General features: G+C 72.0%; 20 protein-coding genes. 9 read left to right on the forward strand and 11 right to left on the reverse strand.

What is annotated here, in order from left to right; all coding sequences use genetic code 11:
• The first annotated feature begins 9 nt into the window (after window positions 1–9).
• Window positions 10–612 carry an HD domain-containing protein gene (locus tag AC29IT_RS10360; RefSeq protein ID WP_488218553.1) on the forward strand — a complete coding sequence of 201 codons (603 nt, stop codon included), beginning with the start codon at window positions 10–12 and terminating at the stop codon, window positions 610–612.
• 305 nt (window positions 613–917) lie between these two features.
• Here AC29IT_RS10360 and AC29IT_RS10365 read toward each other — a convergent pair whose 3' ends face one another.
• The 8 genes from AC29IT_RS10365 to AC29IT_RS10400 all read right to left on the reverse strand — a co-directional run bounded on the left by AC29IT_RS10365 (window position 918) and on the right by AC29IT_RS10400 (window position 9,721).
• Entirely contained in the window at window positions 918–1,808 is an 891-nt protein-coding gene (locus tag AC29IT_RS10365; RefSeq protein ID WP_358433152.1) for an ABC transporter permease, read from the reverse strand.
• Between the two features lie 26 nt (window positions 1,809–1,834).
• Window positions 1,835–2,821 carry an ABC transporter ATP-binding protein gene (locus AC29IT_RS10370; protein WP_358433154.1) on the reverse strand — a complete coding sequence of 329 codons (987 nt, stop codon included), beginning with the start codon at window positions 2,819–2,821 and terminating at the stop codon, window positions 1,835–1,837.
• Window positions 2,822–2,869: 48 nt separating this feature from the next.
• Window positions 2,870–3,778: a Nif11-like leader peptide family natural product precursor gene (locus AC29IT_RS10375; protein WP_488218554.1), complete on the reverse strand. Its 909-nt coding sequence runs from the start codon at window positions 3,776–3,778 to the stop codon at window positions 2,870–2,872.
• 92 nt (window positions 3,779–3,870) lie between these two features.
• Window positions 3,871–7,074, reverse strand: a complete 3,204-nt coding sequence (locus AC29IT_RS10380) for a type 2 lanthipeptide synthetase LanM family protein (RefSeq protein ID WP_488218555.1) — start codon at window positions 7,072–7,074, stop codon at window positions 3,871–3,873.
• Between the two features lie 73 nt (window positions 7,075–7,147).
• Window positions 7,148–7,384: a cinnamycin family lantibiotic gene (locus AC29IT_RS10385; protein ID WP_358433162.1), complete on the reverse strand. Its 237-nt coding sequence runs from the start codon at window positions 7,382–7,384 to the stop codon at window positions 7,148–7,150.
• A gap of 29 nt (window positions 7,385–7,413) precedes the next feature.
• A complete protein-coding gene (locus AC29IT_RS10390; protein ID WP_358433165.1) occupies window positions 7,414–7,785 on the reverse strand; it encodes a DurN family substrate-assisted peptide maturase in 372 nt (123 codons plus the stop codon).
• Window positions 7,786–7,934: 149 nt separating this feature from the next.
• Complete coding sequence (locus tag AC29IT_RS10395; protein ID WP_358433168.1) at window positions 7,935–8,585, reverse strand: response regulator transcription factor; 651 nt, start codon at window positions 8,583–8,585, stop codon at window positions 7,935–7,937.
• Window positions 8,582–9,721 (reverse strand): sensor histidine kinase, encoded by a 1,140-nt coding sequence (locus tag AC29IT_RS10400; protein WP_488218556.1) that lies wholly within the window; start codon window positions 9,719–9,721, stop codon window positions 8,582–8,584. Before AC29IT_RS10400 ends, AC29IT_RS10395 begins: the two co-directional genes overlap by 4 nt.
• A 102-nt stretch (window positions 9,722–9,823) precedes the next feature.
• Here AC29IT_RS10400 and AC29IT_RS10405 point away from each other — a divergent pair, with 102 nt between their 5' ends.
• Window positions 9,824–10,504 carry a class I SAM-dependent methyltransferase gene (locus AC29IT_RS10405; RefSeq protein WP_358433174.1) on the forward strand — a complete coding sequence of 227 codons (681 nt, stop codon included), beginning with the start codon at window positions 9,824–9,826 and terminating at the stop codon, window positions 10,502–10,504.
• Window positions 10,504–11,382 carry a DedA family protein gene (locus AC29IT_RS10410; protein ID WP_358433177.1) on the forward strand — a complete coding sequence of 293 codons (879 nt, stop codon included), beginning with the start codon at window positions 10,504–10,506 and terminating at the stop codon, window positions 11,380–11,382. The genes AC29IT_RS10405 and AC29IT_RS10410 overlap by 1 nt, the downstream gene beginning before the upstream one ends.
• On the opposite strand, the gene AC29IT_RS10415 is transcribed toward AC29IT_RS10410, so the two are convergent.
• Window positions 11,367–12,152: an AfsR/SARP family transcriptional regulator gene (locus tag AC29IT_RS10415; RefSeq protein ID WP_358433179.1), complete on the reverse strand. Its 786-nt coding sequence runs from the start codon at window positions 12,150–12,152 to the stop codon at window positions 11,367–11,369. The two genes, AC29IT_RS10410 and AC29IT_RS10415, sit on opposite strands and share 16 nt — an antisense overlap.
• 671 nt (window positions 12,153–12,823) lie before the next feature.
• On the opposite strand from AC29IT_RS10415, the gene AC29IT_RS10420 reads away from it, so the two are divergent.
• The 3 genes from AC29IT_RS10420 to AC29IT_RS10430 all read left to right on the forward strand — a co-directional run bounded on the left by AC29IT_RS10420 (window position 12,824) and on the right by AC29IT_RS10430 (window position 16,676).
• Window positions 12,824–14,194, forward strand: coding sequence for an MFS transporter (locus AC29IT_RS10420; RefSeq protein ID WP_488218557.1), 1,371 nt, complete (start codon window positions 12,824–12,826; stop codon window positions 14,192–14,194).
• A 521-nt stretch (window positions 14,195–14,715) separates the two neighbouring features.
• Entirely contained in the window at window positions 14,716–15,906 is a 1,191-nt protein-coding gene (locus AC29IT_RS10425) for a CaiB/BaiF CoA transferase family protein (protein WP_488218558.1), read from the forward strand.
• The gene (locus tag AC29IT_RS10430) at window positions 15,903–16,676 is read left to right on the forward strand and encodes an enoyl-CoA hydratase/isomerase family protein (protein ID WP_488218559.1); all 774 of its coding nucleotides are present in this window, start codon (window positions 15,903–15,905) and stop codon (window positions 16,674–16,676) included. The genes AC29IT_RS10425 and AC29IT_RS10430 overlap by 4 nt, the downstream gene beginning before the upstream one ends.
• A gap of 13 nt (window positions 16,677–16,689) precedes the next feature.
• Here AC29IT_RS10430 and AC29IT_RS10435 read toward each other — a convergent pair whose 3' ends face one another.
• Together AC29IT_RS10435 and AC29IT_RS10440 are read right to left on the reverse strand one after the other, a co-directional pair.
• Window positions 16,690–17,463 (reverse strand): IclR family transcriptional regulator, encoded by a 774-nt coding sequence (locus tag AC29IT_RS10435; protein WP_358433190.1) that lies wholly within the window; start codon window positions 17,461–17,463, stop codon window positions 16,690–16,692.
• A gap of 54 nt (window positions 17,464–17,517) precedes the next feature.
• The gene (locus tag AC29IT_RS10440; RefSeq protein WP_488218560.1) at window positions 17,518–18,771 is read right to left on the reverse strand and encodes an SLC13 family permease; all 1,254 of its coding nucleotides are present in this window, start codon (window positions 18,769–18,771) and stop codon (window positions 17,518–17,520) included.
• Window positions 18,772–18,917: 146 nt separating this feature from the next.
• Between AC29IT_RS10440 and AC29IT_RS10445 the strand changes: the two genes are divergently transcribed.
• From AC29IT_RS10445 to AC29IT_RS10455, 3 genes are all read left to right on the forward strand, one after another.
• Window positions 18,918–20,084 carry a pyridoxal-phosphate-dependent aminotransferase family protein gene (locus AC29IT_RS10445; RefSeq protein ID WP_488218561.1) on the forward strand — a complete coding sequence of 389 codons (1,167 nt, stop codon included), beginning with the start codon at window positions 18,918–18,920 and terminating at the stop codon, window positions 20,082–20,084.
• Window positions 20,084–22,966 (forward strand): FAD-binding and (Fe-S)-binding domain-containing protein, encoded by a 2,883-nt coding sequence (locus tag AC29IT_RS10450; RefSeq protein ID WP_488218562.1) that lies wholly within the window; start codon window positions 20,084–20,086, stop codon window positions 22,964–22,966. The genes AC29IT_RS10445 and AC29IT_RS10450 overlap by 1 nt, the downstream gene beginning before the upstream one ends.
• A gap of 119 nt (window positions 22,967–23,085) precedes the next feature.
• Complete coding sequence (locus AC29IT_RS10455) at window positions 23,086–23,550, forward strand: YbaB/EbfC family nucleoid-associated protein (RefSeq protein ID WP_358433200.1); 465 nt, start codon at window positions 23,086–23,088, stop codon at window positions 23,548–23,550.

Raw genomic sequence — 23,550 nt, forward strand, 5'->3', positions numbered from 1 at the left:
TCCGCCACCATGCGCCTCGCCGACTTCCCGCCACCGGACACCGCGGCGGCCCGTGGGGCTCTCGCACTGGCGACCGAGTACCAGTCGGCCGCGTTCACCGCGCACGCGATCCGGTCCTGGCTGTGGGCCGAGGCGTTCGCGGTCGTCGAGGGTTTCCGGGACGTGGATCGCGAACTGCTGCACGTGGCCGCGCTGCTGCACGACATCGGCACCACGGCCGAGTTCGACAACCACGCGATCTCCTACGAGCACGCGGGCGGGCACGTGGCCGTGGCGCTGACCGCGGGCGCGGGCTGGTCCACGGCGCGGCGGCGCCGCGTGCTCGAGGTGATCGTGCGGCACAACGAGCCGTTCGTGGATCCGGAGCTCGACGTGGAGGGGCATCTGCTGGAAGTCGCCACCGGCCTGGACATCTCGGGTGCGCGCCCGGACGCGCTGCCCGCGGACTTCCGCCGCGAGGTCCTGGCGGCGCACCCGCGCGGCGCCCTCGCGGCGGAGTTCGCGGCCTGCGTCACCGACCAGGCCGAGCGAAAGCCGACGACGGCGGCCCACCGCCTCGTGCAATCCGGGCTGGTGCACAACCTGGCGACCAACCCCCTGGAAGACCTGTGACGACGAGACGCCTTTCGTCCCCGTCAGCGGCGAAGCCGCTGACCCGCCGACCACGTGCGCAGCCCGGCCATCCGCTGATCGCCCGTGTCTCCGAACCTGCCCGGCGGGTCTTGTCGGTTTCCGGTCAGCGGCGAAGCCGCTGAGCCGACGACCACCTGAGACACCGGCACCGCCGCGGGTCTCAGCTGGTCCCTCGCGAGGACGGCGATTTCTCCTGTGGCGGAGCCACCGGTGACATCGACCCCGCAGCGAGGGGCCGGCTGAGGTTCCGCCACCCGAGCGCTCGGCGACGGAAGCAGCGCCTCTCAACCGGTGCGGGCGAAGCGGCGGCTGATCGCGGCCAGCGCCAGCACCGAGAAGGCGAGCACCACGGCGATCTCCACCCACGGCGGGAGTTCCCATCCGCCCCACTCCACCGGCGCGAAGATCGTCGAGGACTGCTCCTGCCCGAGCCGCCCGAGCACGGCGTGCCGCATCGCGTCCACCGCGTAGGTCAGCGGGTTCACCACCGTCAGCGCCACCATCCAGCCGGGCATCGCGCTGATCGGGAACATCATCCCGGACAGGAACACCAGCGGCGTGATCAGCACGGACAGCACCGTGTTGAACGTCTGCACCCGCTTGATCACCACCGCCACCCCGGCGGCGAGCACCGTCAGCGAGAGCGCGGCGATCGCGATCTCGACGAGGAGCACCGCGAACAGACCCGGGTCGTACGGCACCCCGACCAGTCCCGCGGTGAGCAGCACGATCCCGCTCTGCGCGGTCGCCACCGTCGCGCCGCCGAGGCACTTGCCGAGCAGCAGCGTGCCGCGGAACACCGGCGCCGCCAGCATCTCCCGCAGGAACCCGGTCTGCCGGTCCCACACGATCGACGCCCCCACCGAGATGGCGGGTGCCTGCGCGGCCATCACCAGCACGCCGGGGAACAGGAACAGCAGGTAGTCCGCCGCGGCCCGTGGCCCGCCGGCCCCGCCCGCCAGCAGCCGGGACAGGCCGATGCCGAGCACGTACAGGAACAGGAACGGCGGCAGCAGCGACACCGCGACCCGGGTGCGGTCCCGCAGGAAGTGCAGCAGCTCCCGCCGCCACACCATGCAGCCGGCCCGCCACTCCTGCGCGAACCTGCCGCGTCGACCGATGTCGTCTTCGGACGGTCGGGTCGCTGCGGCCCGGGGCGGTGCGGTGCTGGTCACGCGGACTCCTCGACGGCCGTGGGGGATCAGGGCGCGGGCACGGGCTCATCTCGGATGGCTCGGCCGGTGTAGTGCAGGAACACCTCGTCCAGGCTCGGGCGGGTCACGGTCACCTCGAAGATCGGCACGTCCAGCCCGGAGCAGAGCACCGGCACGAACCGAGCCCCGTCGGCGACCTGCACCTGCACCCGGCCGTCCGCGGTGGTGGCCGCCAGGTCGAAGCGCTCGCGCAGCACCCGCACCGCCGCGGCGTCGTCTCCGGTGCGCAGCGCGATGCGGTCCGCGCCGACCACGGACTTCAGCTCCGCCGGGGTGCCCTGCGCGACGATCCGGCCCGCGTCGATGATCGCGAGCCGGTCGCACCGCTCCGCTTCGTCGAGGTAGTGCGTGGTGAGGAAGACCGTGGTCGCCTCCTGCTCGGCGATCCGGTGCAGGTAGGTCCAGATCTCGGCGCGGGTCTGCGGGTCGAGGCCCACGGTCGGCTCGTCCAGGAACAGCACGCTCGGCCGGTGCAGCAGGCCGCGCGCGATCTCCAGCCTGCGCCGCATCCCGCCGGAGAACGTGGCGACCCGGTCCCCGCGGCGCTCCAGCAACCCGACCAGGTCGAGCATCGCGTCGACGCGTTCGGCCACCAGCGCCCGGGGCATCGCGTACAGGTCGGCGTGGAATCCCAGGTTCTCCGCGGTGGTCAGGTCCGGGTCGAGCGTCGACTCCTGGAACACCAGACCGAGCCTGCGGCGCACCTGGTGCGCGTCCCGCACCACGTCGTACCCGGCGATCTCGATGCGTCCCGAATCGGGCTGCGCCAAGGTGCACATCATCGCGATCGTGGTGGACTTGCCCGCGCCGTTCGGCCCGAGGAAGCCGAACATCTCGCCGCGGGCCACGGTGATGTCCACGCCGCGCACGGCGGGCGTCCCGCGGTAGGACTTGTGCACGTCGCGGGCCACGATCGCGGGAGCGTCCGCGGGATGCGGAGGCCGCTGCTCGTCGCCTCGCCGGAGTCGTCGCACGGGTGCTCCTCGCTGGTCTCGAACGGCCGGGGGCGCTCGGTGCTCCCGTCACGCTGCGCGTGCGCCTTCCAAGCGGTCCTGCCACCCTTCGGGGACCACGAAGCCGAAGCTCCACCGGTGCCGTTCGGTCGGGTTCACGATGCAGTGCCAGAACAACTTCGCGGGATCCTGCTCGGCCTTGAAGAACCGCACGATCCTGCGGCGCTCCGGCAGCGTGACGATCTCGCCGGTGCCCGGGTTCTGGTAGCGGAAGAAGGACGTCCCGCCGCTCTCGGGGAAGTCGTCGTCGAGGTCCACCACGTACATCCGCCAGCCCGGCTGGTTCTCGTTGGTGTGCCAGAGCCGGTAGCTGTTCGGCGGATACCACATCGAGCCGGACAACCGGATCTCGTCGCCGAACACGCCCTCCAGCAACCGGATCGCCCGCGTCTTGGCGGCGAAGTACGCGGGGTAGCCGGGATGGTCGATGTGCTCGTCCAGGTTCACCAGGTGGAAGTCCCGCCGCGCGCCGCCCCCCGCCGGGTCCTGCCAGTGCGCGGCCATCATCCGCCGGTTCCACTCCTGGAACTCGGGATCGGACGGGGACTTCGAGGTGGAGTCCAGGTCGTCGGCGCGGAACCGGGCGTGGAACTCGGCCATGTCCAGCGGCGGCCGCACCTTCAGCAGCGGCAGCTCGTCGATCAGCGGTGCGAGTTCCGGCACGTCCGCCAGGTCGTACTCGTGGTGGTAGAAGGCCGTTTCCCGTGGTGTCACGGGGTCTTCGGCGGCCGCCTCGGGGCCGTTCTCCGCGCCGAGCTCCGCCGAGCCCGCGGCCATCTCCTGCGCGGTGAACTCGAAGCCGTGCCTGCCGCCGAGCGCGATCACCTCCTTCATCCCGGTGACGGCCTTGAGCTGCTGGGCGAGTTCCGGCTGCTGCCTGGTCGCGTGCAGGAAGCTCTTGCAGGCTTCGACGGTCATGGCGGGCTCCTTCGTCCGTTGCGGGTGGCGGGCCGGTGCCCGCCGGGGCGCTGGGATGCCGGATTCGAGGTGGGAGGGGTTCGGGAAGCGGCTCAGGGCCGCGGTGGCGGCGGGTCGAGCATGAGCACCGACGGAATCCGATCCGGGTGCGCGATGCGCAGGAAGTGCATGCCGTAACCGGAGATCCCCAGCATCAGCCCGGGGAAGAAGTCGGCGCTCTGCTCACCGAGCCCGTGCTCGGCGTCGTCCAGCGAGCGCCACATCTCGCGCACCTGCACGTTCGCCTCCAACCGGAACGCGGGGTCGGCGCGCAGCAGCGCGTACCGCAGCAGCAGCTCCGAGTTGCCGGAGGTGCCGTGGCACAGCGTGTGGTTCTTCAGCCGGGGGAAGTTCCGCACGGTCGCGCCCAGCGCGTACCGGGATTCCCGCAGCAGCTCCTCGTCGTCCTCGCCCAGCAGGGCCCAGGCGGCGATGCGGCTGAGCCCGATCCCGGCGGCCCCGTTGCACCACGCGTTGGAGAAGTGGTGGCCGTTCTTGGCGACCTGGCCGGTGTCGTAGCGCAGGTCGTACCAGTCCTGCTCGCCGGTGTCGAAGTGCCGCGCCTCGTAGGCGAAGGCGCGCCGGCCCGCGGCGACGTAGTCCTCCCGGCCGGTGCGGGTGCCCAGCAGGACCAGGGCCCAGCCGATGCCCGCCGCGCCGTGCGCGAAGCCGGTCATGTCGTCCCGCGCGTGCTCCGGGGTGTTGGACGGCCAGCTCAGCGCGTCGCCCCGGTCGCGGGCGCGGCGCAGCAGGTGGGCCGCGCAGTGGTGCGCCAGGCCCAGCGCCTCGTCCCCGAGCAGCGGTTCCAGCTGGAGCAGCACCGGGATCATCCCGGCTGCGCCGTGCAGCACGTCCAGGTGGGTGTCGGCGTCGATGAGCCCGGGCAGGCCGTCGCACAGCTCCACGGCCCGATTCACCAGCTCCTGCTCGCCCCACAGCCGGTGCAGGTGGGCGAGCAGGTAGAGCCGGCCGCCGACGTCGGCGAACGCGCCGGTGCGCTGCGGCGGGGTGCCGGTGGCGTGCGCCAGCGCGCGGCGCGCGGCCTGCCGGAACTCGGGGCGCGGCACCAGGTCGTCCAGGTAGGCGAGGAACAGCGCCACGCCCGCGGTGCCGGTGTACAGGTCGGCGTCGATGTCCACGGATTCGAGCACGCCGTCGACCCGGCCGAACGACTTCCACGGCGCGGCGGCACCGGGTTCCAGCATCATCGAGCACAACCGCTCGCCGACCCGCACCGCGTAGTCCAGCGCGGTGGCGACGAACGCGGGGCTGCTGATCTCGTCGTGCGACAGGCTGGCCGCGATGTAGCGGGCCTGCCGCGCGCGGTCCTGCGCGGTGAGGCCGCGGATCCGGTTCGCGGCACCGTCCAGCGGGGACCGCTGCAGGGTGGTCGGCAGCCGTTCGGCGTGGTCGTGCACCAGGTGGACGTCGCTCACCCCGACGGTGAAGATCGGCACGTCCAGCCGCCACATCGACGCCGTCTCCCTGGTCGAGAGCACCGCGGTCCGGTCCCAGTCCCGGGGGAAGGTGCGCACCGTGTTCAGCAGCAGGTCGACCTCGATCGGGTCGGCCAGGCACTTCGGGTGCCGCGCGGACGCCAGCAGCTGCGCGTAGATCTGCGTGCTCCAGTTCAGGAACCGCGCGGAGGCGCCGTCGAACGCCGCCGACAGCAGCGCGACCGCCTCGTCCGCGTTGTGCTCCAGCCACTCGTGCACCCGGTCGAAACCGTCCATGATGGACTCCAGGTGGTCCTGCGGGTGGACGAGCTCGCCGTGCAGGAACACCCGGTTGGTGGCGTCCAGCTCGACCCGGACGCCTGAGCGGTTCCGCACCGTCGCCGCGAAGTTGAGCCGTTCACCGGTGATCACCGGGATCGGCATCGGGATCTCGTAGCTCTCCCCGCCGGTGCAGCCGCTCAGCCGCATCTGCTCCGGCCCGTCCGCGGATTCGGCGCGCGGCCACTCCAGCAGGCCCGTCTTGAACACCGAGTCCTGCACCGTTCCGCTGCCCCCGCGGCCCAGCGGCGACGCGTCGAACACGGTCTCGCCGTCGCACACGTACGCGTGCCCGTCCGCGACGATGATGTTCTCGAAGTGCAGGTCGCTGCCGCCGAGCACGTAGAACAGCGCCAGGTAGCCGCCGAGCTCCCGGTACACGTGCGCGGCCGCCTCGGCGCTGCCGGTCTCGTTGCGGCCGCCGGGGATCGCCGCCTCGTACCCGTAGCCGTCGCGCACCAGCACGGGGCGCGCGGCGAAACCCACCACGTCCCGTTCGCGCAGCCGGTCCAGCACCACCTGCACGCCCGCCTCCGAGCGCAGGCAGCGCGGCTTGTAGTAGACCGTCCCGGTCTCGCCGTCGTCGAGCTCGACGGTCACCACCGCCACGCTGCGCCCGCCCGCGTGGTAGTCCCCGTTGCCGAGCCGCAGCGAGCGGAACTCGGCGATGGTCCGGCCGAACAGCTCCGCCCCGAGCTGCGCGGCGTCCGCCGCCAGGTTGCGCAGCAGCTCGGTCCCGTAGTCGGTGACCAGCTCGGTCAGGTGGGCCAGCCAGCGCCCCAGGACCGGGTACTCCAGGAAGAACGCGTGGTACGTGGCGGCATCGGAGAAGGTCGCGTCCAAGTAGGCGAGGTAGTCGGCCTCGCCAGCCCGCTCCCGGTCGAGCCCGCGCCGTGCCCGGTGCAGGTTCGCCTCGGCCTCCACCACCCAGGCCAGCGCCAGCGAGAAGCGGCCGTGCAGGTGGCGTTGCAGGTCGTCGACCAGGTTCGGCCCGATCGACTCCGGCAGCTCGGCCCGCACCTTCTCCAGCCTGCGCCCCAGTTCCACCAGGAACGGTTCGCAGGCGGTGGCCAGTTCGCCGTAGTAGACCCCGGTGTCCAGCCAGGTCGCCCGCGGGTCGGAGTGCGCCGGATCCCAGCCGTGCACCGCGTCGCGGTAGGTCGGCAACCAGGCGGCGTGCAGCTCCTCCAGCAGTTCGGGCAGCCCCGGACCGGTCGGGTCCAGCTCGACGGCTCGGAAGGCGGTGAGCGCCGCGGCGAGGTCCTCGGCGGTGTGCTCGGCGGGTTGCGCCCGGTTCTCGGCCTCCTGCGCGAACTTCCCCGCGAGCCGCCCCGCGACCCGGTCCAGCCGCCACCGCTCGACCGGATCGGGCGGTGCCGCCGCCGGCGGCCGTCCGGAGTCGCGCAGCGCGGTGACGACGCGCAGCCGCTCGTCCAAGTTGCTCGCGCGGGCCGCCAGATCGAGTGCTCGGTCGGTCTGCATCAACACCTGTCCCCGGTCGGTGGTGGGCGAGGAAACGCGGCGAGCCCGGAGGCTCACCGCGTCGATGCTCAGCTCACTTGGTCGAGCCGTCGCACGCGAACGTGAACGGGCCGGCGCTGCAGGTGCTGGCGCAGGCGACGACCTCGTTGGCCGCGATCCCCTTCGTCCAGAAGTCCAGGGAGTCCTGGTCGACGGCCTCGACCGCGTCGGGCAGGTCACCCGGCTCCACGCCGAAGGCGGCGGGGTCCGCGATGAGCGCGGAGCGGAACTCGGCGTCGATGACGGCTTGGCGAAGAATGGTGTCGGACATGATCTCCTCCTGAGTGCTGTTCTCTCGGATCATTCGGACTGCTCGGTGGGCAGCCGGGCCGCCAGCGCGAACCCCAGCTGCGCCTCCGCGTTCTTCAACTCCACGAGCGCTCGGCTCATGTTGTCGTTCTCGTTCTGCCAGGCGACGACCTCCTTCTCCTGCTCGGGTAGTCCCTCCGGCGACCACAGCGACTCCAGCCACTTGTGCGTCGTGAAGGGGTGCAGGTCGGTGACCGGCGTGAGCCGGGTCAGGGTGGGCTCCTCGTTCAGCGCGAGCGCGAGTTCCAGCACCTCGCGCAGCTTGCCGTCCGGCGGCAGCAGCGAGCAGAGGACCACGAGTTCCTGGATTCGCCGGATCACGTCCACGTCCGGGTAGATGACCGGAACATCCGAGTGCTGCATCGACCGCTCCCAATCCGTCGGAGGCCCAACGGGACCCGACGCTAGGGGGCGGCGGTTTCAGTCCGCCTTCAAAGCTGTTTCACCGCAGGAGAACGGCCGTCGCGGCGGTGCGGAATCCGTGCCGCGACGTCGAATCCGAGCCGAGCGGGTCAGCCCGCCCGGTCGGCGACCCAGGCGCACAGCGCGGCCTGCACCCGGTTTCCCACGTCGAGCGCGGCGAGGATGCGGCTCACGTGCGCCTTCACGGTGCTCTCCCGCATGCCCAGCGCGGTCGCGATCTCGGCGTTGCCGTCGCCCGCCGCCAGCCGGCGCAGCACGTCCCGCTCGCGCGGGGTGAGCCGCTCGATCTTCGAGCGCGCCGAGGTGGAATCCGGCCCGGTGCCCCGGTGGTAGTGGTCGACGAGCCTGCGCGCCGCCGCCGGGTGCAGCATCGCCTGCCCGCTCGCGACGACCTGCACGGCGCGCACGATCTCGGCGGGTTCGCTGTCCTTGAGCAGGAACCCGGCGGCACCGGCGGCGAGCGAGCCGTACACGTACTCGTCGAGGTCGAAGGTGGTCAGCGTGACCACCTGCGGCGGGTCCGGCAGCGCGCGCAGCCGCTCGGTCGCCTGGATGCCGTCCAGCTTCGGCATCCGCACGTCCATCAGCACCACGTCCACCCGGCGCGCCGCGGCCTGCTCGACCGCCGCCAGCCCGTCCGCGGCCTGCCCGGCCACGGTGATGCCGGGCGCGTCGGTGAGGATGTCGGCGAGCGCCAGGCGGACGAGCGTGTCGTCGTCCACGATCAGCGTGCGGATCATGCTGCTCCCGAGGAGTGGGCGGGGGCCGGGATGCGCGCCGACAGCCGCCAGCCGCCGGTGCCCGAAGGACCGTGCTCCAGGGTGCCGTGCAGCGCCTCGACCCGTTCGGCCAGCCCCACCAGGCCGTAGCCGCTCGGCGCGTCGCGCTCCACCGGTGCGCCCACCTCGTTCTTCACGTCCACAGTGGATTCCGGTGGTCCGTGCCGGACCCGGACGCGCACGGCCGAACCCGGCGCGTGCTTGCGCGCGTTGGTCAGCGCCTCCTGCACCAGCCGGTAGATCGCCAGCCGGTGGCTGAACGGCAGCGCCGCGGCATCGCCGGACGCCTCCGCGTCCACCTGCTGACCGGCGGCCCGCGCCTCCGCGAGCAGCGCCTCCAGATCGCGCATCCGGCGCGGCTCCGGAACACCGCCCCCGTCCGGGGAGCGCAACCCCGCCAGCACGTCCCGCAGGTCCCGCAACGCCTCCGTCGACGTCGCCCGCAGCAGGTCGATGCGGTCCGCGACCTGCGGGGGCAGCTCGTCCGAATGCCGTTGCAGCGCACCGGTGTGCAGCGCGAGCACGCTCAACGAGTGCGCCAGCGAGTCGTGCAGCTCCGCCGCGACCCGGCCGCGCTCGGTCAGCCGCGCCTGCTCGGCGCGCAGCTCCCGCTCCACCCGCAGGTGGTCGACCTGCGCGGCCAGGCTCGCCACCAGCCGCCGTTGGCCGCCCGCCCACATGCCCAGGGCCACCACCGCCACCAGCAGCAGCAGCGGGCCGTACACCCGGGTGCCCCACAACGACTGCTGCGGCTGCAACAGGTTCCCGCCCATCGCCGCGGCCGCGCACACCGCCGCCACCACCAGCCTGCCGCGCTTCGCGCAGGAGTACAGCACCACCAGCAGCGGCAGCACCGTGCCCAGCGTCGCGGCCACCAGCACCGCGGGCACCGCCGCGACCGCGAGGTTCCGCCCGCGCCACGCCAGGGCGAGCCCCGCCAGCAGCACCGCCCCGACCTGCGGGCTCAGCAGCACGCCCCCGGCCCGGACGTACGCCTCCTGCGCGGACAGCAGCGAGACCGCGACGAGCACCGCCGCCTCGGCCCACCACCGCGCACGGGGTGGTGCCACCGCCACCGGGTTCCGCTTCGTCGCCACGAGGGACGAGCATAGGCAGCGGAAACCCCCTACTTTCGTACCGGATCTCCGTGGCCGACAGACCGATGGTGGCCGCCGATCCCGCCAGTAGCGTGCATCGACGTGGACCCAGTGCAGACCAGCGGCAGCACGCCGCCCGGACGGTTCGCCTTCTCCCGCGAGGCGTTCCGCAGCTTCCGCGTCACCGGGGCGATCGCGCCCAGCAGCCGACGGCTCGCGGCCCGCCTCGCCGACCCGCTGCTGCCACCGCAGCACCGGCCGCCCACCCGGGTGCTCGAAGTGGGCGCGGGCAGCGGGGTGGTGACGCGGGAGCTCGCCGACCGGATCGGGCCCGCCGACCGGCTGGACGTCGTCGAGGTCAACCCGCACTACGTGCGGATGCTCGACACCGCGCTGCGCACCGAGTTCGCGCTCTCCGCGGTCGCCGACCGGATCGCGCTGCACGAGGTCTCGGTGCTGGACGCGCCGCTGGAACCGCGCTACGACGTGGTCGTCTCCGGGCTGCCGTTCACCAACTTCGAACCCGAGGAGGTGCGGGCGCTGCTGGACCGGCACCTCGAACTGCTGGTGCCCGGCGGGCACCTCACCTTCTTCGGCTACCTGGGCACGCAGCGGGCCCGGACCCTGGTGAGCGGCCGGGAGGAGTCCCGGCGGCACCGGGCCGCGATGGCGGTGGAGCGCGAGTTCGTCGAGCGCTGCGGCGTCGGCCGTTCCACCGTGTGGTGGAACCTGCCGCCCGCGCACGTCTGGCACCTGCGCGCCCCCGCCGCGGAGGACCGCTGATGCCGTCACCGGCCGACTGGCTGTCGCACCTGCCGCCGCTCGCCGCGTACTGCCTGCTCGCCGGACTGGTGTTCACCGAGGGCATCCTGGTGATCAGCCCGTTCGTGCCCACGCTGGGGCCGCTGCTCGTGGCCGGCGCGCTCGTCTACGCGGGGACGCTGGAACCGTGGGCGGTGGTGCTGGCCGCCTCGGTCGGCGCGGTGTGCGGGGACGCCCTCGGCTACTGGACCGGCTACCACCTCGGTCCCCGGCTGCGGGAGACCCGGTTCGCGCGTCGCGTCCCGCGCGCGTGGGACCGGGCGAGCGACCTGTTCCGCCGCAGCGGCGGGCCCGCGCTGGTGCCGTGCCGGTTCGTCCCGCTGGTGCGCTCGGTGGCCCCGCACCTGATCGGCGCGTCGGGGCTGTCCTACCGCCGGATGGCGCCGTGGAGCGCGCTGGCCGGGGTGGTCTGGGCCTGCGGTGAGGGCAGCGTGGGCTACCTGGCGGGCGCCTCGTACTCGCGCCTGGCCGGGGCGTTCGGGGCGATCCCGGCCGTGGCGGTGCTGGTGCTGGTGGTGCTGGGCTTCGTGTACTGGCGGCGGCGCGGCTCGGTGGAATCGAGCCGGTCGGCCGATGCGGCGGACTCCGCGGGGCCGGGTGGCGCGGACCCGGATGGCGCGGAGCGGTCGAGCGGTGCGGCGTGCCGGGAGGAGCCGGGGCGACGCCCCGCTCACCGGGACGCCGCCCGCCTCGACGGTGCTCGCCTCGACCCCGGCCGTGCTGACGTGGGCCGTGCTGACGTGGGCCGTTCCGAGGCGGACCGTTCCACTGCGGGCCGTTCCGACGTCGAGCGTTCCGACCTGGGCCGCTGCGGCCCGGGCAGCTACGACGCGGTGTGAAGTGGTGGAACGCGGTCGTCGCGCAGGATGGCCAGGTGCAGGTCGCGCAGTTGCGGCCCGGGCTCGACGCCGAGCCCTTCGCGGATGTGCGAGGTCAGCTCGGCGTAGGCCAGCAGCGCCTCCACCTTCCGGCCGCAGCGGTACAGCGCGAGCAGCAGCTGCTGCCAGAACCGCTCGTGGAAGGGGTGCGCGGAGGTCAGCGCGCGCAGCTCGCCGACGAGTTCGCGGTGGTGGCCCAGCTCCAGTTCGAGCTCGCCGCGCCGTTCCAGCGCTTCGATGCGCAGCTGGTGCATCCCGGGCACCACGTCGCGGTGCAGCGAGTCGGAGGCGACGTCCGGTAGCGCGCGCTCGCCGCGCCACAGCGACAGCGCCTCGCCGAGGGCCGCGGATTCGCGGGGCAGGTCCGCGGCGGCGCCCGCGGCCCGCGCTCGTCCCAGCAGGTCGGTGAAGCGGGCGAAGTCGAGCGTCTCGGCCGAGGCGTGCACGGAGTACCCGGCGTTGGAAGTGCGGATGAGCCCCGGTGCGTCCGGCAGGTCCGCGAGGGAGTGCCGGAGCCTGGTCAGGCAGGTGTGCAGTGCGCGGCGCGGTCGACAGGGTGGTCGGGCTCCCCAGATCCGGTCCACGAGTTCGTCCACGCACACCACCTGGCCGAACTTGACGAGGAGTGCGGCGAGCAGGATGCGCTGCTTGGCGCCGGGGATGTCCAGGCAGCGGCCGCCGTATCCGACGGAGAGCGGCCCGAGCACGTGGAACGACAGCGGTTGCTTCACGGTGGAGCCCCCAGTTGTGCGGTGGTGGTCCGGGAGTGCGGGCCGGACCGGCGGTGCGCGGTCGGATCCGGGTTCGACCGGTGGTCGGTGCGACGGCGATTTCCCCTCATCGCGGCCACGATTCCCGAGTTCGTCGGCGGCGCGGTCGAGCGGCCGGACTCAGGAGTTGATTTCCACTTTTTAGCACCGATCTTGGAGGCCGAGCAATGCTGCGTACGGGGCGTACGAAAGTAGGTGATCGTCCCCGGATCGGGGTTCTCGATCGCTAGATCGGTGGAACTGCACGCGCAATTTCTCACTATTAGTGACAAGTTTCGAACCGAAGTTCGGAGACGTCGATCACGAAATGGTCGATCACTGTGCGTACATCCCGCTCGGCCGAACGGCGACCGCTATGTGAACTTAGGTTTGAATGTCCAAGTCGCCAGGTGGCGGCGAGTAAAGTGCAAATCGGACTATTCGAACGAATGCGCGGATGAATTTCAAGGGACGGATTTCGGTTGACCCGTTCGGGGCACTAAGGTGTCTCCCCAAGGTCGAAAAAGAGTTGTCGAGCAGGAGCCTCGACGAGTCGCCCCGGGGGTGGGCGACGAGAATGGATAAGAGGGGTGTTCTCTTTGTCAGGGGCAAGCTCGTCCAACGCGGAATCGGACGACTTCTCGGTAGAGGACGTGACGGTCACTGAACCGGGTGTCATTCGCCGGGCGGTCGGTGCGGCCGCGATCGGCAACGTCACGGAGTGGTTCGACTTCGGCGTCTACTCCTACCTCGCCGTGAAGATCGAGAGCGTGTTCTTCGCCGGCCTCTCGCCGACGATGGGCACCATCGCCACGCTCGGCACCTTCGCCGCGGCCTTCCTGGTGCGGCCCTTCGGTGGGCTGTTCTTCGGGCCGCTCGGCGACCGGATCGGCAGGCAGAAGGTCCTGTCGCTGACCGTCATCATGATGGCGATCAGCACGTTCATCATCGGCATCCTGCCCGACTACCACGCCATCGGCGTCGCGGCGCCGATGCTGTTGTTGCTGGCCAGGCTGCTGCAGGGCTTCTCCACCGGTGGTGAGTACGGCGGCGCGATGGCCTTCATCGCGGAGTACGCGCCGGACCGCAAGCGCGGTTTCCTGTGCAGCTTCCTGGAGTTCGGCACGCTGACCGGCTACGCGCTGGGTGCCAGCTTCGCCACCGGTCTGGAGCTGCTGCTCAGCGAAGAGGACCTGCTGGCCTGGGGCTGGCGCATCCCGTTCCTGATCGCCGGTCCGATCGGCGGCATCGGGCTGTACCTCCGGATGAAGCTGGAGGAGACCCCGGCGTTCGCGAAGATCGCCGCGGAGTCCGAGGGGCGCGAGGGCAACCAGACGCTGGCGGAGTTCCGCAAGATCTTCGTCAACCACTGGCCGGCGATGCTGGTCTGCGGTGGCATCGTGCTGGTCTTCAACGTCACCAACTACGTGCTGACCAGCTACATGCCCACCTACCTCACGCAGACGCTGCCCGACAACGGGCACGCGGGCACCTCGTCCACGATGTCCGAGGTGCTGCAGATCATCGTGCTGCTGGTGTCGATGGTGCTGATCACGTTCATCGGCAGGCTCAGCGACAAGATCGGGCGCAAGCCGATCATGTACACCGGCTGCGTGCTGCTGGTGGTGCTGGCGATCCCGTCGATCATGCTGCTGAAGGCGGGCGGCACAGTCGCCACGTTCAGCGGCCTGATGCTGATGGGGTTGATGCTGCTGTGCTTCAACTCCACCTCGCCGTCGGTGCTGCCCGCGCTGTTCCCGACCGACATCCGCTACGGCGGGCTGTCGATCGCGTTCAACATCTCGGTGTCGCTGTTCGGCGGCACGACCGCGACGGTGATCGCGGCGCTGATCGCGCTCACCGGGAACCTGGACGTCCCCGCCTACTACCTGATGGGTGCGGGCGTGATCGGTGCGGTCGCGATCTACTTCGCGAAGGAGTCCGCGGGCAAGCGGCTGCCCGGCTCGCCGCCGGCCGCCGTGGACCACGAGGAGGCCAAGGTGCTGGTCGGCGCCAAGGACTGACTCCGGGCGCGGCCCGAGTGCCGACTCCGGACGCAGCCCAAGTGCTGACTCCGGACACAGCAGAGCCCCGTTGCCGTGCCTGGCAGCGGGGCTCTGCTGTGTTCGCGGATGCGGTTTCAGCGCGGGGTGGCCCGCAGGACCGAGCGGGTCCACGCGGTGATCGCCCCGGCGATGGCGAACAGTCCGACGGCTTCGACCGAGAGTGCGACGACGATGTGGCTCATCCGAGTCTCCTGTGACAACGCGACGTGATTCATGTCCGGGGGAACGTCGCTGGAGGCTGATCAAGGCTCCAACCGGCCTCTCGTTGCCACTGCTCGACCTTCTCCCGCCCGGTGAATCGCCACACCGGGGCTGTGTATTTCAGGTGGGCCGGAAGTCGATATGTGATCTAAGTCACGTGGGGTCACGTGCTCTCACCTGGGGTTCTGCCGAACCTTGACCGCGGCTTCGCGGGGCTCGTACGGTTATGCCGTCACAGACAGGTCGTGCCGCATGACGGCACAGATCGGCGGGCAACGATGACGTTCGCGCTGGAGAACCTGACCGTGCTCGACCTGACCCAGGTCATGGCCGGGCCCTACTGCTGCCAACTGCTCGGCGACCTCGGCGCCGACGTGATCAAGGTCGAACCGCTCGGCGGCGACGCCACCCGCCAGGCCACCGGGCACCGGCTGCCCCGCGGCACCAGCGCGGCCTTCCTCGCGGTGAACCGGAACAAGCGCAGCATCGCGCTCGACCTCAAGACGGCCGCGGGGCTCGACGCCTTCTACCGGCTGGTGCGCGACGCCGACGTCGTGGTGGAGAGCTTCCGGCCCGGCGTCGCCGCCCGGCTCGGCGTCGACCACCCGGCGCTGCGCGAGCACAACGAACGGATCATCCACGCCTCGCTGTCCGGCTTCGGCCAGACCGGGCCGTACGCCCGGCGGCCCGGCTACGACCTCATCGCCCAGGCCATGAGCGGGATCATGAGCGTCACCGGCGAACCCGGCGGGCCGCCCACCAAGTCCGGGGTGCCCGTCGCCGACCTGTCCGCCGGGCTGTTCTGCGCCGTCGGCATCCTCAGCGCCTGCCTGTCCCGGGCCACCACCGGACTCGGCCAGGCCGTGGACGCCTCGCTGTACGACGCGGCCCTCGCCCTGTCCGTCTGGGAGACCGCCGAGCTGTGGGCCACCGGCAAGGCCCCCGGCAGGCTCGGCTCCGCGCACCGGGTCAACGCGCCCTACGAAGCGCTGCCCACCCGCGACGGGCACCTCACCATCGGCGCCAACAACGAACGGTTGTGGCTGCGGCTGTGCGAAGTGCTCGACCGGCCGGACCTGCCCGCCGACGCGCGGTTCGCCACCAACACCGACCGGGTCCGGCACCGCGCCGCGCTCGCCGCCGAACTCACCGCGACCTTGCGCGGCCGGGACACCGGCGAGTGGATCGAGCTGCTGCTCGACGCCGGAGTGCCCGCCGGGCCCATCCGGGACTACGCCGAGTCCTGCACCGACCCGCACACGCTCGCCCGCGAGATGGTCGTCGAACTCGACCACCCCGACGAAGGCCCGATCCGCTCGCTCGGCATTCCGGTGAAGCTCAGCGGCACCCCCGGGCGGATCCGCACTCCCGCGCCAGGGCTCGGCGAGCACACCGACGAACTGCTGCGCGCCACCGGCCGCACCGACGAGGAGATCCGCGCCCTGCGCGCCGAAGGAGCCGTCGCATGAGCGGGCGGGTGCGCATCGACGTCGACGGCGCCGTCGCGACCGCCACCTTCGACCGGCCCGAAGCCCGCAACGCGCTCACCTGGCGGATGTACGACGAACTCGCCGAGTTCTGCGCGCGCGTCGCCGCCGAACCCGACGTGCGGGTCGCCGTGCTGCGCGGCGCCGGGGGAGATGCGTTCGTCGCGGGAACCGACATCGCCCAGTTCCGCGAGTTCGACGGCGCCGCCGCCGGGCACGACTACGAGCGGCGGGTGGAAGCCGTGCTGGACGCGGTGGAGCGCATCCCGGTGCCGACGATCGCCGTCGTCGACGGGTACGCCACCGGCGGCGGGCTCACCATCGCCGCGGCTTGCGACCTGCGGATCTGCTCGGAGCGGGCGAAGTTCGGGCTGCCCATCGCGCGGACCGTCGGCAACTGCCTGTCGATGCGCAACTACGCGCTGCTGGTGTCGCTGATCGGCGCCGGCCGGACGATGCACCTGATCTGCACGGCGGGCTTCCTCGACGCCGCGGCCGCCGAACGCGCCGGGCTCGCCTCCGAAGTGCTGCCCGGGTCCGAAGTGGACGATCGGGTCGCCGAGCTGTGCGGGCGGATCGCCGGGCACGCGCCGCTGACCATGCGCGCGAGCAAGGAAGCCGTGCGCAGGCTGCGCGAGCACGCGTTGCCGCCCGGGGACGACCTGGTGGAATCCTGCTACGGCAGCGCCGACTTCCAGGAGGGCGTGCGCGCGTTCACCGAGAAGCGCCGGCCGCAGTGGCTCGGCCGGTGATGCCGGGATGGGCTCAGCCGGGCAGCACCGCGGGCCGGTGGCCCAGCGTCGCGCTCACCCGGGCGGCGGCTTCCGCGACCAGCGCGCCGTAGCGCTCCCGCAGCTCCGGCGTGATGCGGTCGGCCGGGGCGGAGATCGACAGGCCCGCCACCGGCTCCCCGGTGTCGTCGAAGATCGGCGCGGCGACGGCGGAGATGTCGGCGCGCCACTCGCCGGTGTTCGCGGCGTAGCCGAGCTCGGCGACGCGGTCGAGCTCCGCGAAGAACTCCGCCCAGTCCACGATCGTGTTGTCGGTGTAGCGCACCAGTTCCTCGCCGAGGATGGGGCGCACCGCCTCTCGCGGCATCGCCGCCAGCATCGCCTTCCCGTTCGAGGAACCGTGCAGCGGCACCCTGCTGCCCAGCGGCACCACCGCGCGGATCGGGTGCTCGGTCTCGATCCGCTCGATGAGCACCGCGTGATCGCCCTCCCGGACCATCAGGTGCGCCGTCTCGCCGGTCTCCCGGCGCAGCTCGTGCATGACGGCGGTCGCCGCGTCCCGCACACCGATGTCGGCGATGGCGCGCTGGCCGACCTGGAAGGCGCGGGTGGTGAGCACCCAGCGGGTAACGTCGGCGCCGTCCGGGCAGATCCAGCCCGCCGTCCACATCGTCCGCAGCGCCCGCTGCACGGTGCTCTTCGGCATCCGCAACCGGCGGGCGAGGTCGCCGACCCCGGCGGGCTGGGTGTGCGCGACCTCTTCGAGCACCCGGAAAGCGGAGAGCACGGTGCGCATTCCTTCGCTCATCCCGAAATCCTAGCCGGTCCGCCCCGCCGCTCCGGTGCTCACCGCGCCCGCCGATCACAGCACGCCGGGCAGCACGAACAGTGCGCAGGACACCACCGGGCCGACCGCGATCATGCTCAGCCCCCAGATCATCAGCCGCCGGAACACGGTGTCGCGCAGCTCCGCCGGAGCGCCCGCCACGACCAGCGCGCCGCTGGTGGAGAACGGCGAGGAGTCCACGACGGACGAGGACACCGTCAACGCGATGATCATTCCGATGGCGCCGACCTGACCGGTGAGCAGGAACGGCACCGCCAGCGGGATCAGCGCCCCGAGGATGCCGGTGGTGGAGGCGAACGCGGACACCGCGGCCCCGATCAGGCAGATCACGAAGGCCGCCAGCAGCGGGGCACCGATCCCGGCCACGCCTGCGCCGAGGAACTCGATGGTGCCGACCCGTTCCATCATGCTCACGTACGTCACCACGCCGCAGATCAGCAGCACCGTCGGCCAGGCGACCTCGGCGACCGACGACTTCGCGGTGCCCGGGTGCAGCACGCACAGCACGGTGGCGATGCTCAGCGCCAGCAATCCCACGTCGAATTCGAGGGCGAGCGCGCCGACCGCGAGGAACAGCAATCCGGTGAGCGTGAGCACGCGCTGGGAGTCGAGCTGAAGATCGGTCCCGCTGGTCTCGGATTCGGATTCAGAATCGATTTTCCTGCCGAGCAGTTCGCGTCCGCCGAACAGGAAGAACACCGCCACGCTCAACACCAGGTTGAACCCGAATTGGCTCACCCAGAGCAGCAGTGGATTTCCGGGCAGGCCGCTGCGCTCGACGACGCCGTTGGTGATTCCGCCGAAGATGCTGATCGGCGAGAACCCGCCCGCGGTGGCGCCGTTGATGATGAGCAGACCCATCAGCATCGGGTTGATCCGGTAGCGGGCGGCGAAGTTCAGCCCGATCGGAGCCATGATCGCCACCGCACCGGGCACCACCGCGCCGACCATCGTCAGCAGGCTCGTGACCAGGAACATCACCCACGGGACGAGGGCGATCCGGCCGCGCACGGCGTGGACTCCGGCGTGGATCAGCCAGTCGACGGTGCCGTTCGCCTTGGCGATGGCGAACAGCATGGTGACCCCGACGAGCACCGCGAACAGGTCGCCGGGGAATCCGCCGAACAGCTCGTCAGCGCTGTCGCCGACCAGGAACGTGCCGATGAGGAATGTTCCGAGGAAAGCCACTGCTCCCATGTTCACCGAGCGCAGCGTGGCGAGGAGGAATATGAGGACGAGCCCGATGATGGACCAGATCTGTACGGACATGGTGCTCCTGAATTCGAGGCGGTCGTCGGCTCGGGAAGGGAGCTGAATTCATTTCCGTGAAGCGAGATCAACGTCTCGTGCCGGGAGAGTATGACCCCGCGCACATTTGACGGTCAAGAGTTCTGAATAGACCAGGGGAGAATCCGATGGCGCAGCCGATCGGCAGGCACTTCCTGCACGTTCCCGGCCCGACGAACGTTCCGGATCGCATTCTGCGGGCCATGTCCGCACCCACCATCGACCACCGCGGACCCGAGTTCGCCGCCCTCGCCGCCGAGGTGCTGGCGGGGTTGCGGCCGCTGTTCGGCACCACCGGCCCGGTGGTGGTCCACCCGTCCTCGGGCACCGGGGCGTGGGAGGCGGCGCTGGTGAACACGCTCAGCCCCGGCGACCGGGTGCTCGCCTTCGAGACCGGGCACTTCGCCGCGCTGTGGCGGGAGATGGCGGAGAAGCTCGGCCTGCGTGTCGACTTCGTCCCGGGCGACTGGCGGCACGGCATCGACCCGGAGGTGGTGCGGGAGCGGCTGGCCGCCGACCCGGACGGCGAGATCCGCGCGGTGTGCGCCGTGCACAACGAGACCTCCACCGGCGTGACCAGCCGCATCGCCGAGGTGCGACGGGCGCTCGACGCGGTGGGGCATCCGGCGCTGCTGCTGGTGGACGCGATCTCCTCGCTGGGTTCGGTGGACTACCGGCACGACGAGTGGGGCGTGGACGTGACGATCGCCTGCTCGCAGAAGGGGTTGATGCTGCCGCCGGGGCTCGGGTTCAACGCGATCAGCGCGAAGGCGTTGCGCGCCACCGAATCCGCGGGGCTGCCGCGGTCCTACTGGGACTGGCGGCCGCAGCTGGCGGCGAACGAGCGCGGGTTCTTCCCGAGCACTCCGGCGACGAACCTGCTCTACGGCCTCCGCGAAGCGCTGGCGCTGCTCGACGAGGAGGGCTTGCCCGCGGTGTTCCGGCGGCACCTGCGGCACGCCGCGGCGACGCGGGCGGCGGTGCGCGGCTGGGGGCTGGAGGTGCTGTGCCTGGACGAGCGGGAGCACTCCCCGGCGCTGACCGCGGTGCTGCTGCCGGACGGGTTCGACGCGGACGAGTTCCGGCGGGTGGTGCTGGAGCGGTGCAACACCTCGCTGGGCGCGGGCCTGGGCAGGCTCGCGGGGCGGGTGTTCCGCATCGGCCACCTCGGGCACCTCAACGACGCGGGGCTGGCCGGGGCGTTGTCCGCGGTGCAGCTGGGTTTGGCGGCGGCGGGCGTCCCGTTCGACGAGCGCGGCATCACCGCCGCGCTGGCGGCGCTGGGGGAGGCGTGATGGGCGACCTGGAGCGGCGGCTGAAGGCGGACGTGGCCGGGGAGGTGGAGTTCGACGAGTACACCCGGCACCTGTTCTCCCGCGACGCCAGCATGTACTCGATCCTCCCGCTGGGCGTGGTGTTCCCGCGCGAGGCGGCCGACGTGTCCGCGGTGGTGGCGGCCGCCGCCGAGCACGGCGTGCCGGTGGTGCCGCGCGGCGCGGGCACCAGCCTCGCCGGGCAGACCGTGGGGCCGGGCATCGTGCTCGACTTCTCCCGGCACCTGCACCGCATCGTGGAGCTGGACCCGGAGGCGCGGGTCGCGCGGGTGCAGCCGGGCGTGGTGCAGGACCAGCTGAACCGGGCCGCTTCCCCGCACGGGCTGATGTTCGGGCCGGACACCTCGACCAGCAACCGCGCCACGCTCGGCGGCATGATCGGCAACAACTCGGCGGGCAGCGGTTCGGTGCGGCACGGCATGACGATCGACCACGTGCGGGAGTTGTCGGTGGTGCTCTCGGACGCCTCCACCGCACGGTTCGGCCCGGTCGACGAGGCGGAGCGGCTGCGGCGCGCGGCGGGTTCCGGGCTGGCGGCGCGGCTGCACCGGGAGCTGCCGGACATCGTCGCGGACGGGGCGATCACCAGCGGTTTCCCCGAGTTCTGGCGCCGCGCCGGCGGCTACCGGCTGGACCGGCTGGCCGCCCCGGGCCCGTTCGACCTCGCCGAGTTCGTGGTGGGTTCGGAGGGCACGCTGGTGATCGCCACCGAGGCGGTGGTGGGACTGGTGCCGAAACCGCGGCGCACGGTGATCGCCGTCGGCCACTTCACCTCCACGCAGGCCGCGATCGCCGCCACCGGCGACGCGCTGTCCTGCGACCCGTCCGGGGTGGAGCTGATGGACCGCACGATCCTGGACCTGTCCCGGCAGCGCATCGAGTACGCCTCGCTGGGCACCATCCTCGACGGCGATCCGGACGCGCTGCTGTTCGTCAGCTTCACCGGCGACGACGAGGACGAGCTGGTGGCGAGGCTGCGGCGGCTCAGCGCGCGGTGGCGCAGGCACGGGCACGGCTACCACACGCTGGAGGCGGTCACCCCGGCCCAGCAGGAGTCGCTGCTGAAGGTCCGCAAGTCCAGCCTGGGCCTGCTGATGGCCGCGGGCGAGGGCACCCGGCGGCCGCTGGCGTTCGTGGAGGACACCGCCGTCGCGCCCGAGCACCTGCCGGAGTACACCGCGAAGTTCGCGAAGATCCTCGACCGGCACGGCCTCACCGCCGGGTTCTACGGGCACTGCTCGGTGGGCTGCCTGCACATCCGGCCGTTCGTGGACCTCGCCGAACCCGGCCAGGTGGCGACGATGCGCGCGGTCGCCGAAGAGGTGAAGTCGCTGGTCGCCGAGTACGGCGGGGTGAACTCCAGCGAGCACGGCGACGGCCTGGCCCGCAGCGAGTTCAACCGCGAGCTGTTCGGCGAGGACCTGTACGCGGCGATGTGCCGGGTGAAGCACTTGTTCGACCCGGCGGGCACCCTCAACCCCGGCAAGATCGTCGAGGCGCCGCCGATGACCGAGCACCTGCGCGACGCCGAGCAACCGGTGCCGGGCCCGTTCCGCACCCGGCTGTCCTTCGAGGTCGTCGGCGGGATGCGCGGCGCCGCGGACCGGTGCATGAACATCGGGTTGTGCCGGAAGAGCACCACCGGCGTGATGTGCCCGTCCTACATGGCCACCACCCGCGAGCAGGACGCCACCCGCGGCCGGGCGAACGCCCTGGTGAAGGCGCTGTCCGAACCCGATCCGAAGGCGGCGCTGGGCGACGAGCGGCTGCACGAGGTGCTCGACCTGTGCCTGATGTGCAAGGCGTGCAAGAGCGAGTGCCCGCTGGGCGTGGACATGGCCAAGCTCAAGAGCGAGACCCTGTCGCACCACCACGACCTGCACGGGGTGCCGCTGCGCTCGCGGGTGTTCGGTTCGATCCGGGCGTTGAACCGGCTGGGTGCGGCGACGGCACCGCTGTCGAACCTGCCGGGCCGGATCCCGCTGCTGCGCAGGCTGGCGCGGCGCGCGCTGGGCATCACCGAGCACCGGCCGCTGCCGCGGTTCCACCGCCGCCACCTCGCCTCCTGGTTCCGCGGCCGGGGCGAGGCGGGCCGGGGCGCGTCGGGTCCGGCGCCGCGCGGGCCGGTGCTGTTCCTGGCGGATTCGTTCACCACGTTCACCGAGCCGGGCATCGGCCGGGCGGCGGTGGAGCTGCTGGAGCGTGCGGGCTACGAGGTGCAGCTGGTCTCGGAGGGCTGCTGCGGGCGGTCCAGCCTGTCGAAGGGATTGGTGGACGACGCGAAGGCGAAGGCCCGCGATCTCGTCGCTCGGCTGTCCACTTCGGACGCGCCGATCGTCGGGTGCGAACCGTCCTGCGTGCTGACGCTGCGGGACGAGTCGCTGTCGCTGCTGCCGGACGATCCGGCCGCGCGGGCCGTCGCTGGCCGGGTGCGGCAGCTGGAGGAACTGCTGTCGGAGGCGATCGACGCGGGCGACCTGGTGCTCTCCGCCGACACCTGGCCCGCGGGCCGCCGGATGCTGTTCCACGGCCACTGCCACCAGAAGGCCGAGGTCGGCACCGCCGCCACCGTCGGATTGCTGCGCCGCATCCCCGGGGCGGAGGTGGTGGAGCTCGACGCCGGGTGCTGCGGCATGGCGGGCTCGTTCGGCTTCGAGGCCGAGCACTACGAGCTGTCCATGGCGGTCGGCGCCGACCGGCTGTTCCCCGCGGTGCGCGCCGAACCGGACACCACGCTCATCGCCGCCACCGGGGTGTCCTGCCGCCAGCAGATCGCCCACGGCACTCCGCGCGCCGCGCACCACCCGCTGGAACTCGTCCGCGCGGCGATCACCGGCGGCTAGGCTGTTCGAGTGATCGACCGGCGTTCCCGGCCATCGGGAAGATGCGCCTGCGACGCTGGTCGGCGAGCGGTGTCGAACGTGTCCGGAGGAGTGGCCGTGGCGATCGGAGTGGTCCAGCGATGAACGAGGACGTCCTCGACCCCGACGCCGCCCGCGAACGGCTCGCCGCGTGGCGGCAGCGCGCCGAGCAGGTCGCCGCGAACACGCAGGCGATGAGCGAGCGGATCGGCGAGATCCGGGTGACCGCGGGCGATCCGCAGGGCCTGGCGCAGGTCACCGTCGACTCCACCGGGTCGATGGTGGACCTGCGCTTGACCGACGAGATCAAGCGCAAGTCCCCGGACGTCGTGTCCCGGGCGGTGCTCGCCGCCCTCGCGGCCGCGCGCAACCAGGCGGCGGACCGGTCGCAGGAGATCGTCACCGACACCCTCGGCGCGGATTCCGCCGCCGGGCGGGAGATCGCGCAGCGGCTCGGCGACCGGCTGCGCAGCGGACCGGACCCGGCCGAGCCCGCCGAGCGGCCCGCCCGGCCTCCGCGCGACGACTACGACGACTACGACGTGACGAAGGACTTCCGGAGCTGA

It is taken from the genome of Saccharopolyspora sp. MMCC62, assembly GCF_057736575.1.